This is a genomic window from Agrobacterium larrymoorei, assembly GCF_005145045.1.
Classification (GTDB): Bacteria; Pseudomonadota; Alphaproteobacteria; order Rhizobiales; family Rhizobiaceae; genus Agrobacterium; species Agrobacterium larrymoorei.
The window spans coordinates 491,892-501,937 of sequence record NZ_CP039691.1 but is presented as its reverse complement, the minus strand read 5'-3'; the positions used below and the strand labels follow the sequence as shown (position 1 = coordinate 501,937).

Genomic DNA, 10,046 nt, shown 5'->3' with positions numbered 1-10,046 from the left:
TTCGCGTTGACTTGATTGGTCAACGGTGACGGAGTTCATCCTACATGCTGTCTTTTCCTGGAGCGCATGCAAAAGCAATTCTCACCGCATTGGGACGTTCCCAGGCGATGATCGAATTCGACATGACCGGCAAGATCCTCTCGGCCAATGAAAACTTCTGTCGCGCCATGGGCTACAGCGCGGAACAGATCATCGGCAAACATCACAGCATGTTCTGTGAAGCGGTCTATGTGCAAAGCGACGATTACAAGCAGTTCTGGAAAAACCTTGCCGCAGGCCAGTTCGATGCGCGTCAATACAAACGCATCGGCAATGGCGGACGGGAAGTCTGGATTCAGGCCTCCTACAATCCCGTCATGCACGGCGACAAGGTCCACAGTGTCGTCAAGCTTGCAACGGTCATTACAGATACGAAGCTCAAAGCCGCCGAGGATGCCGGTAAGCTGGAGGCGATTTCCCGCGCGCAAGCCATCATCGAATTCACGCCCGCTGGCGACATCATTACCGCCAACCAGAACTTCCTCTCGGCTCTCGGCTACGGCCTTGAGGAGATAAAGGGCAAGCACCACCGCATCTTTTGTGAAGATGAATTTCGCAATAGCAGCGCCTATGGCGATTTCTGGAAGAAGCTCAGCTCCGGGGAGTTCGTCTCCGCCGAATTCAAGCGCATTACCAAAAGCGGTAAGGCGATCTGGATTCAGGCCTCCTATAACCCGATCTTCGATGAGAGCGGTCGCATCTTCAAGGTGGTGAAATTCGCAACCGACGTGACCGAACGCGTTCGTGCCGTCGATGACCTTGCCCGGAGCCTCACGGCTCTCGCGGAAGGTGACCTCACGGCAACTATCGAAGTCCCGTTCATTCCCACTCTGGAGAAAGTGCGACAGGATCTGAATTCCTCCCTCACGAAGCTGCAGGGCGCGATGCGCGACGTGGCGGAAAGTGCGGGCGGCATTGCCACCGGATCCCGCGAAGTCAGCGAAGCCTCGGATAATCTGGCACGACGCACGGAACAGCAGGCGGCGGCGGTGGAAGAAACATCTGCGGCCCTCAACGAAATCACGCGGACTGTCGGACAGAACGCAGCCCGCGCCGAACAGTCCGGCCAGTTGGTCGCCAAGACCAAGGCGGATGCTGAACATTCCGGTGAAGTCGTCAGCAAGGCGATAGAGGCGATGGGACGGATTTCACAGTCCTCCAATGAAATCGGCAACATCATCAGCGTCATTGACGATATTGCCTTCCAGACCAATCTGCTGGCACTGAACGCTGGCGTCGAGGCTGCCCGTGCCGGTGAGGCCGGCAAGGGCTTTGCCGTCGTGGCACAGGAAGTGCGCGAACTGGCGCAGCGCTCCGCCCAGGCCGCGAAGGAGATCAAGACGCTGATCAACACCTCCGCCGAGCAGGTGAAGGAAGGCGTCGATCTGGTTGGGGAAACCGGAAAGGCACTGAGCAAGATCGTCACGCAGGTCGCAGAGATCGACGCCAATGTCGTGGCGATTGTCGAGACCGCGCACGAACAGGCAAGCGGCATCAAGGAAATCAACCACGCCGTCGAAGCCATGGATACCAACACGCAGCAGAATGCGGCCATGGTGGAAGAAACGACGGCTGCCAGCCACAGCCTTGCCCACGAAGCGCATGTCCTGCACGAACTGCTGGCACAGTTCAGATTTGGTAAACAATCTTCTGTTACGAATCATCGGATGAAGCCGGAAGCAAAAGCTCCGGTTGTTCGCGCACCAGGCAGGACGCCAAAATCCGGATATGCAAGTGTCGGTGCACTTGCGCTAGCCCCGACACATAAGGATTGGGAAGAATTCTGATGGCAACGATTAATTCTACAAACTTCGGCGGCGATAGCCTGGAAATCATAGCCTTTCGTCTGCACGATCAAGAGTTCTGCGTAAAGACCACCACGATCCGCGAAATCCGCGGCTGGGCGCCGTCGACCCCGATCCCGCACGCACCGAAGGACGTGATCGGCGTGATGAACCTGCGCGGCTCCGTCATCCCGATCATCGACCTCGCTTACAAGCTTGGCATGAAGAGCACCGTTGCCAATGAGCGTAGCGCCATTGTCGTTGCGGAAGTCCACAATATGGTCATCGGCATGCTGGTGGACCGCGTTTCCGACATCCTGACCATTCCTGCCATCCAGGTTCAGCCGGTTCCGGAAGTCTCCGCCTCTTTCGACAAGTCCTTCTCCGAAGGCATCATTGCCAACGAACACGGCATGATCTGCTTCCTGAACCTTGCCAAGATGTTCAAGGGCACAGATCTGGAAGATCTGGCCGCCTGATCGGCAGCAATAGTTGAATTTCATTTCAAGCGCCGCACGGAATACTTCCGGGCGGCGTTACTATTTTTGGCTTTCATTTAAATATGAATAAAAGTGCGAATATTCGCATATGTCAACGAAAGAGAGTTTTAATATTAATTTGCTCTAATAAACCCTGCAGGAGCGCTGAGAGACCCCTTTCGCGCACCACACTCCTGCAGCACGCGACATTGAGCAAAGCACTGCCGCGGCATTTTCAGCTGACTTTGGAGGGCAATCATGCTTTGGCTGGGAAAGAACGCGGACAATAAAAACCTTCTGAATGCCTTTTCGACATCGCAGGCCATGATCGAGTTCGATCTGGATGGCAAGATACTCGACGCCAACAGAAATTTCTGTGCGGCCCTTGGTTATGAATTGAGCGAGATCGTCGGCAAGCATCATCGGCTCTTTTGCGATCAGGATTATGTAAACTCCAAGGATTACGCCGCCTTCTGGCAAGAGCTTACCTCCGGCAAATTCAGGGCCGGCGAGTTCAAGCGTATGCGCAAGGACGGGCGCGAAATCTGGATCGAGGCGTCGTATAATCCAGTGATGCGCGGCGCCACGCCCTACAAGGTCGTCAAGATTGCCACCGACATCACCGAAAAGAAGCTGAAGGCAAAAGAAGACAACGGCAAGCTGGAAGCCATTTCACGCTCGCAGGCCGTTATCGAATTCACCCCGAATGGCGAAATCATCACCGCCAACGACAATTTCTGCAACGCCCTGAACTACAATATTTCAGAAATTGCCGGACGCCACCATCGCATGTTCTGTGAGCCGGGCTACGCCGCATCGGAAGCCTATGCCAATTTTTGGAAACGGCTGGCGGCAGGAGAATTCATCTCCGACGAATTCGTTCGCTTCGGCAAGAACGGCAAGGAAATCTGGATCCAGGCGGCCTATAACCCCATCCTCAATGACAAGGGTCAGGTTGTGAAGGTGGTGAAATTCGCGACCGACGTAACGCCCCGCATGAGCGCGATCTCGACGCTCGGCCACGCGCTGCGGGCGCTGGCTGACGGTGATCTTTGTCAGAACCTGGAAAAGCCATTCGTGCCGAGCATGGAGAAGCTGAGGACCGATTTCAACGAGGTTATCGAGAAGCTGCGCACGACGATGCAGACGGTTGCCCAGAATTCCGCAACAATCGCCTCGGGCTCGGCCGAAATACGCGTCGCTGCCGACCAGCTCGCTCGCCGCACGGAACAGCAGGCTGCATCGCTGGAAGAAAGCGCCGCTGCACTGGAAGAGATCACGACAACGGTTGCGGACTCCAGCAAGCGAGCCGATGAGGCAGGCCGTCTCGTCAGCAACACCAAGCGCAGCGCCGAGCTTTCCGGCAACATCGTTCACCGCGCCATCGACGCCATGGACTCCATTTCCAAGTCTTCCGGCGAGATCACCAATATTATCGGTGTCATCGATGACATTGCCTTCCAGACCAACCTTCTGGCTCTGAATGCCGGTGTCGAAGCCGCGCGTGCCGGTGAAGCTGGTAAAGGCTTTGCCGTCGTGGCACAGGAAGTGCGTGAATTGGCCCAGCGCTCCGCAAGTGCCGCAAAGGAAATCAAACAGCTTATCAATACATCCAGCCAGCAAGTCGCCAATGGCGTCGGGCTTGTGGGTGAAACGGGGGATGCGCTGAAGCAGATTGCCGAGCAGGTGGGGCAGATCGACGCCAATGTCGCGGCAATCGTAGAAGCCTCACGCGAGCAGGCAAACGGCCTTGCCGAAATCAATGACGCCGTCAACCTGATGGACCAGGCAACGCAGAAGAATGCGGCCATGGTGGAAGAAACCACTGCTGCAAGCCATGGTCTGGCACGAGAAGCGGAAACGCTTCGCCAACTGCTGACACAGTTCAATGTCGGCTATGCCCCCGGCACGGTCGTCCAGAGCGTCCCTACCCCTGCGGAATCGCCGGTTCACAAGCTGGTTGCCACGGCAAGGGGTGGCATGGCTGCTGCTGCGACAGCAACCGCTGCCCAATGGACAGAATTCTGATCTACCATAATTCCTGATGGACATAAAAAAGGCGGCTCGATGGCCGCCTTTCTTGTTTGATACGTCGTTCGATCAGCTGAACAGAACGAAGGTCTTTTGCAGCGTGATCCAGATACCCCATACGATCGGGATACCGACGACGGCCCAGGCAATTGCAGCCTTGGCGTCGAAGCCGCCCTTGCCGATGCCGAAGGAACCGGTCGGGCCACTGTTGGCGGCAGTCGTCTTTGCCTGAAGGGCAGCGACTTCTTCATCCGACATGTACCACTTGTCAGCCAATGGCTTGACCATGAGGTTGGCGATGAGGCCGAGCACCAGCATGCCAGCGAGAATATACATGGTGAAGTCGTAGACCTGAGCGCGCGGAATGCCCGCTGCGATCTGGGCTTCACGAATGTAGTTCACCACGACAGGACCGATGATGCCAGCCGTTGCCCATGCCGTCAGCAGGCGACCGTGGATAGCACCCACGAACTGCGTACCGAAGATATCCGCAAGATAGGCCGGGATCGTCGCAAAGCCACCGCCATACATCGAAACGATGATGCAGAGCATGCCGACGAAGAGAGCCTTGTTGCCGATGCCCGCTGCCCATGGAGCAGATGCATAGAGCACGATGCCCAGCGCAAAGAAGGTGAAGTAGGTGCCTTTGCGGCCGATACGGTCGGACAGCGACGCCCAGAAGAAACGACCTGCAATGTTGAAGACCGAGAGAAGACCGGTGAAGCCCGCAGCAATTGCCGCGATCTGTGCCAGCTGCTCAGGTGTCAGATCCGCGAACTTGACCTCGGGAAGACCGAGCAGCGAGCCTGCGAAGATTTCCTGCAACATGGGCGACGCCATGCCGAGAACGCCGATACCTGCCGAAACGTTGAGGCAGAGTACGAGCCAGATCATCCAGAACTGCTTGGTCTTGTGCGCGTTGTTCAGGTGAACGTGGCGCGTCGTGATCATGGAGTTCTTGGCGGCAGGTGCCGTCCAGCCTTCAGGCTTCCAGCCTGCTGGCGGAATGCGATAGCCGAAGGCGCCAGCCATCATGAAGACGAAATAGATCGCCGCCATGACGAGGAAGGTCTGCCATACGCCGATGGAAGCATCCGTGCGGAAATGGCGCATCAGCGCATCCGCAAGCGGTGCACCGATCATGGCGCCACCACCGAAGCCCATGATGGCCATGCCGGTTGCCATGCCACGACGGTCAGGGAACCACTTGATCAGCGTGGAAACCGGGGAAATGTAGCCAAGACCGAGGCCGATACCGCCGATGACGCCAGCACCGAACCACATCAGCCACAGCTGGTGTGTCATGATGCCGACAGCGGCAATTGCCATGCCGCCGCACCAGCAGATGGCGGAAACGAAGCCAGCCTTACGCGGGCCTGCACGCTCCAGCCAGCCGCCCCAGATGGCTGCCGAGCAACCGAGCAGAACGAAGAACAGGGTGTAGATCCAGCCAAGATCGCTGACGCGCCAGTCGCAGGTCGTCGTGAACAGGGCGGAACCCAGCGTCAGGTCTGCGCAGGCAACCGACGAGGTGATGCCGATGGCCTTGGTCAGCGGCAGCCAGAATACGGAGAAGCCGTAAGCCATGCCGATGCAGAGGTGGATGGCAAGCGCTGCCGGTGGAACCAGCCAGCGGTTGAAGCCGGGCTTTGCGATAATGCGTTCACGGTCCAGAAGACCGGCACCCGCACCCCCCGGCGCGAATGCTTCATTCGTTGCAGTCATTGATGTCTCCCTCGACCCACCACAGCCAATATGGTGGACCTCGATGTTGTTATTCGCTTCGGTTTTTAGAGCGCTTCCGCGTTTCCCTGAAACACGGAAACACTCTAAGTTCTTGTTTAACGCATTGTCCGGACGCAAAACCGCTTCGCACTTTTGCTGGAAATGCTCTAAATCGTGCGCCCGCGGCTGAACGCGCGGCAGCACACCCCATCCTTCCGAAACAATGTCCCAAGCCCATGAAGTCCGATTGCTCTGGATCGCCTCTGTCGGGCGATCTTCAAATGCATCGTCAACGTGTTGCCAAGAGCTACCAGCAAATGCCGTGCCAGAATGGAAAACTGCTGATTATCAAGAGGATAGGTAATTCCACCGAACAGGATGGGACAATTTGTCCAAGCCCCCGCGACAAAATGTCCAATGGCCAGCCCGCAATTCGACACTTTCGATTATGCGGAAACGTTTTATGGCAGCCCTCGCCAACTGGCTGAAGCGCGCTTTTGGTTGATGAAGGGTTTAGATTTTAAAGAGCCTGTGGCAGCCAAATGGTGAAGGCAGTTCCTTCGCCTGCCCTGCTTTTGACGGCGATTTCCCCACCCTGACGCGCAATCAGCATCTGGCTGACGGAAAGTCCAAGGCCGGTACCTTCCTGCCTTTTGGTGGTGAAGAACGGGTCGAATATGCGCCCGACAACCTCTTCGCTCATTCCCACACCGGTATCTGCAACCTCGATCACGACACCCTTCGAGCCATGGCGTTCTTCATCCACGCAGGACAGTGTCAGCGTTCCACCTTCCGGCATGGCATGGGCAGCGTTGACGATGAGGTTGACGAGAACCTGCTGCAACTCCGTTCGGTTCATCGCGATCAGCCCTTCGGCCTCATCTCTGCGCACCACCTCTATGCCTGCGCGGCTCAGCACATGCTTCACCAGCGGCATACAATCGGACATGACCGCCACGGGGCTTTGCCGTTCTACGTAACCGGCAAACTCTTCCGGTCGCGCAAATTGCAACAGTTTGCCGACGATGCGGCTGATACGATCCACCTGCTCATCGATCAGATTGAACTCGCGCTTTGCAACATCGGCACCATCTCCAAGCGCATGGCGGGCGACTTCGAGATTGCCCTGAATAACGGCAATCGGATTGTTGATCTCATGCGCCACACCCGCAGTGATTTCGCCGATGGTGGCCAGTTTTTCCGACATGACGAGCTGCTTCGTCGTTGCCTCCAGCCGCAGATTGGCCAGTTGCAATTGCTGTGTGCGCTCTTCCACGCGCACATTCAGCTCTTCATTCCAGGCCCTCAACTCGCCTTCGCGCTGCTGAAGCCGTCCCAGCAATTCATCGAGGTGCACGGCCACCTGCCCGATCTCGTCCCCGGAGGGCGGAAGGCCAGTTCTTGCACCGAGATCTCCCCCATCCACCTTGGCGATTGTCTGCGTCATCCGCTCCAGCGGCTTGAAGATGCTGCGCGCCCAGCGCAGAAAGACGGGAATGCTGAGAATGGTAATACCGATAAAGGCAGCGATGACGGAGCCCAGTGTCTCGTACTTCGCCTGCGCAAACGGCGCTTCCAGAAAGCCGACATAGAGCATGCCGATGCGCTTGCCGTAACTATCCACCAGCGGCTCATAGGCGGAAATATACCAATCATTCACGACGAAGGCACTGTCGAGCCATGTGCGTCCGTGATCCAGCACGGCAGATCGCACGGCTTCCGACACCCGCGTTCCCAAGGCGCGGCGGTTTTCGAACAGTCGAACATTGGTGCTGACGCGCACATCATCGAGAAACAGGGTCGCCGTTCCCTGGCTTCCATCCGGCAGGCTGGCTTCGCGATAGACCAGATCGTTTATCGTATCGATGAATTGCAGGTTCTGGTTCAGCAGCTTACCGCCGACCAGAGCCATCACCCTGCCATCGGTCAGGCGCAGCGGGCTCGCCGCATGGATAACCATGCCGCGGGTTTCCAGCGTGTTCTCCCGCGCCTCCGCATTCTGTGTCGGCACGAGTTCTATTCTCGCCCGTTGCGCCAAGGCGGGAGAAAGAGCCTGCAACTCCTCCTCCGAAAAGGCGTCCATGGCATGGGAGGCCACACCGTTAAGCGCTGCCCGCCGCACCGGCCAGTCCGTGCGCGCCGTTTTCAGATCGGTACCGGCACTGGCTTCGACAATCCCGTCAGAACTCACCGCGAAGAGAAAATCGAGACCGAGCCTCGCGCGATCTTCCTCGAGCAGGCCCGCAATACCCTGCGGAGATGATGTGGCCAAGACTGACTGCAAGCGCGCGGAGCCAGCAATGGCATCCAGACGTTCACCGGTATTTTCGAGTATGGTCGCCATATATTGGTGAGCCACCGTCAAGTCGCTGTTGACCTTTGTAATCAGCAGCGCATCGAACTTGTTGCTCCACCGAACCATGGTAACGCCAAGCAGCAGCGGCAGAATGACGAGCGTCGGCAACAGCGCAATCGCTAGCAGGCGGAAGCGAACCGACCGCAGCGGATTGATGGAGGCGGAAAGAGCCGCGTTCTTAGCCATGCCAGCTGGACATCTTGCGATCGATGGTTTTTCGCGAAATGCCAAGCTTGCGCGCGGCCTCATCGCGGTTGCCACCAGCATCGTTCAAAACCGCCAGAATATGCCTTCGCTCCACCTCTTCCAGCGTACCGGGCACGGCAGGCGCGACATTGCCGCCCTTAAGATCGAGCGGAAAGCGCCCGAGGATCAGGCTGCGTTCGATGAGATTGCGAAGTTCACGAACATTGCCCGGCCAATGATAGCCAAGCAGCATGGCACGCACAGCGTCATCCATGGCCACTTGCGGCATTCCCAACTGCTGCGAAAGCTTCTGCATGAACAGTGCGGAAAGTTCCAGCACATCCTTTTCACGGTCGCGAAGCGGAGCAAGATAAATCTGCATCACATTGATGCGGTAAAAAAGATCGGCCCGGAAGCGCCCCTTTTCCACATCCAGCGCCAGATCGGCATTGGTCGCAAACACGAAACGAATATCGATCGGCACTTCCCTCTCCGCCCCGACGGGCCGCACCTTACGATCTTCGATCACCCGCAAAAGCTTGCTCTGCAAGGCAAGCGGCATTTCACCGATCTCATCCAGAAACAGCGTGCCGCCTTGAGCGTGCAGGAACAGGCCCTCTCTCCGGCTATCCGCACCGGTAAAAGCGCCCTTCACATGGCCGAAAAGTTCCGTTTCCAGCATATCGGCGGGAATGGCGGCGCAATTGACAGGCACGAATGGCTTCTCGGCACGGTCCGACAACTCGTGAATGGAGCGCGCCAGCACTTCCTTGCCGGTCCCTGATTCTCCCGTCAGCAACACGGAAGTTGGCAAGGGCGCAACGCGGCTGATCATATCGCGGGTCTGCTGAATGGTTGCAGAACTGCCGACCAGCCGATCCCTGAGGTAAATATGGTCGGAAGCACCTCTCAGCTCGTATTTGAGCGCAAGGTTTTCCCTTTGCAGATTGACCCTGTCCAGCGAGCGCGAAATGGCATTCAGAATCTGGTTGGAACGAAACGGTTTCAGCACGAAATCAGCAGCACCGGCGCGGATGGCCTGGATTGCGGTGTCGAGATCGGCATAGGCCGTCATCAGGATTGCTTCGGCGTAAAAACCGATGGCCCGCTGCTCGGCCAGCCATTCCAGCCCTGTCTTTTTCGGCATGATATTATCGAGAATGACCACATCGAAATGCCGCTCATCCAGCTTGCGCGTTGCCTCAGCCGTGTCCGCCGCCTCATCCACGAAAGCGCAACGTGTTTCCAGCGTGCGCATGAGGAAATTGCGCATTCCCGGCTCATCATCGATGATGAGAATGGATGCCTTGGCAAGCCACGGTCCGAAATCGGTCTCCGGTGCGCTGACCCGCGTTTTGGCAATGACTTCGTGCTGCATCATAGTCTCCAGAAGCCATGGCTCAAGCGCCACAGCCGGATCTCGTCCAGAAGCGGATCGAATATATC

The 10,046-nt window shown here is 57.3% G+C and carries 6 protein-coding genes; 3 read left to right on the top strand and 3 right to left on the bottom strand.

Annotation, left to right across the window (positions count from 1 at the left end; genetic code table 11):
• Nucleotides 1–44: 44 nt before the first annotated feature.
• From CFBP5473_RS02330 to CFBP5473_RS02320, 3 genes are all read left to right on the top strand, one after another.
• Nucleotides 45–1,826: a methyl-accepting chemotaxis protein gene (locus CFBP5473_RS02330; protein WP_027673703.1), complete on the top strand. Its 1,782-nt coding sequence runs from the start codon at nt 45–47 to the stop codon at nt 1,824–1,826.
• The gene (locus tag CFBP5473_RS02325) at nt 1,826–2,302 is read left to right on the top strand and encodes a chemotaxis protein CheW (protein WP_027673702.1); all 477 of its coding nucleotides are present in this window, start codon (nt 1,826–1,828) and stop codon (nt 2,300–2,302) included. The genes CFBP5473_RS02330 and CFBP5473_RS02325 overlap by 1 nt, the downstream gene beginning before the upstream one ends.
• 258 nt (nt 2,303–2,560) lie before the next feature.
• Entirely contained in the window at nt 2,561–4,330 is a 1,770-nt protein-coding gene (locus CFBP5473_RS02320; protein WP_084631428.1) for a methyl-accepting chemotaxis protein, read from the top strand.
• Nucleotides 4,331–4,402: 72 nt separating this feature from the next.
• On the opposite strand, the gene CFBP5473_RS02315 is transcribed toward CFBP5473_RS02320, so the two are convergent.
• The 3 genes from CFBP5473_RS02315 to CFBP5473_RS02305 all read right to left on the bottom strand — a co-directional run bounded on the left by CFBP5473_RS02315 (nt 4,403) and on the right by CFBP5473_RS02305 (nt 9,978).
• On the bottom strand, nt 4,403–6,058 hold the full coding sequence (locus CFBP5473_RS02315; RefSeq protein WP_027673701.1) for an OFA family MFS transporter: 1,656 nt from the start codon (nt 6,056–6,058) through the stop codon (nt 4,403–4,405).
• Nucleotides 6,059–6,578: 520 nt separating this feature from the next.
• Nucleotides 6,579–8,600, bottom strand: coding sequence for a sensor histidine kinase (locus tag CFBP5473_RS02310; protein WP_027673700.1), 2,022 nt, complete (start codon nt 8,598–8,600; stop codon nt 6,579–6,581).
• Nucleotides 8,593–9,978 (bottom strand): sigma-54-dependent transcriptional regulator, encoded by a 1,386-nt coding sequence (locus tag CFBP5473_RS02305; protein WP_234881793.1) that lies wholly within the window; start codon nt 9,976–9,978, stop codon nt 8,593–8,595. The genes CFBP5473_RS02310 and CFBP5473_RS02305 overlap by 8 nt, the downstream gene beginning before the upstream one ends.
• Nucleotides 9,979–10,046 lie beyond the last annotated feature (68 nt).

Bases quoted from the DNA above. Each gene is read 5' to 3' on its own strand.
- CFBP5473_RS02325 (WP_027673702.1), top strand. From the start codon at position 1,826: ATGGCAACGATTAATTCTACAAACTTCGGCGGCGATAGCCTGGAAATC.
- CFBP5473_RS02320 (WP_084631428.1), top strand. From the start codon at position 2,561: ATGCTTTGGCTGGGAAAGAACGCGGACAATAAAAACCTTCTGAATGCC.
- CFBP5473_RS02315 (WP_027673701.1), bottom strand. From the start codon at position 6,058: ATGACTGCAACGAATGAAGCATTCGCGCCGGGGGGTGCGGGTGCCGGT.
- CFBP5473_RS02330 (WP_027673703.1), top strand. From the start codon at position 45: ATGCTGTCTTTTCCTGGAGCGCATGCAAAAGCAATTCTCACCGCATTG.
- CFBP5473_RS02310 (WP_027673700.1), bottom strand. From the start codon at position 8,600: ATGGCTAAGAACGCGGCTCTTTCCGCCTCCATCAATCCGCTGCGGTCG.
- CFBP5473_RS02305 (WP_234881793.1), bottom strand. From the start codon at position 9,978: ATGCAGCACGAAGTCATTGCCAAAACGCGGGTCAGCGCACCGGAGACC.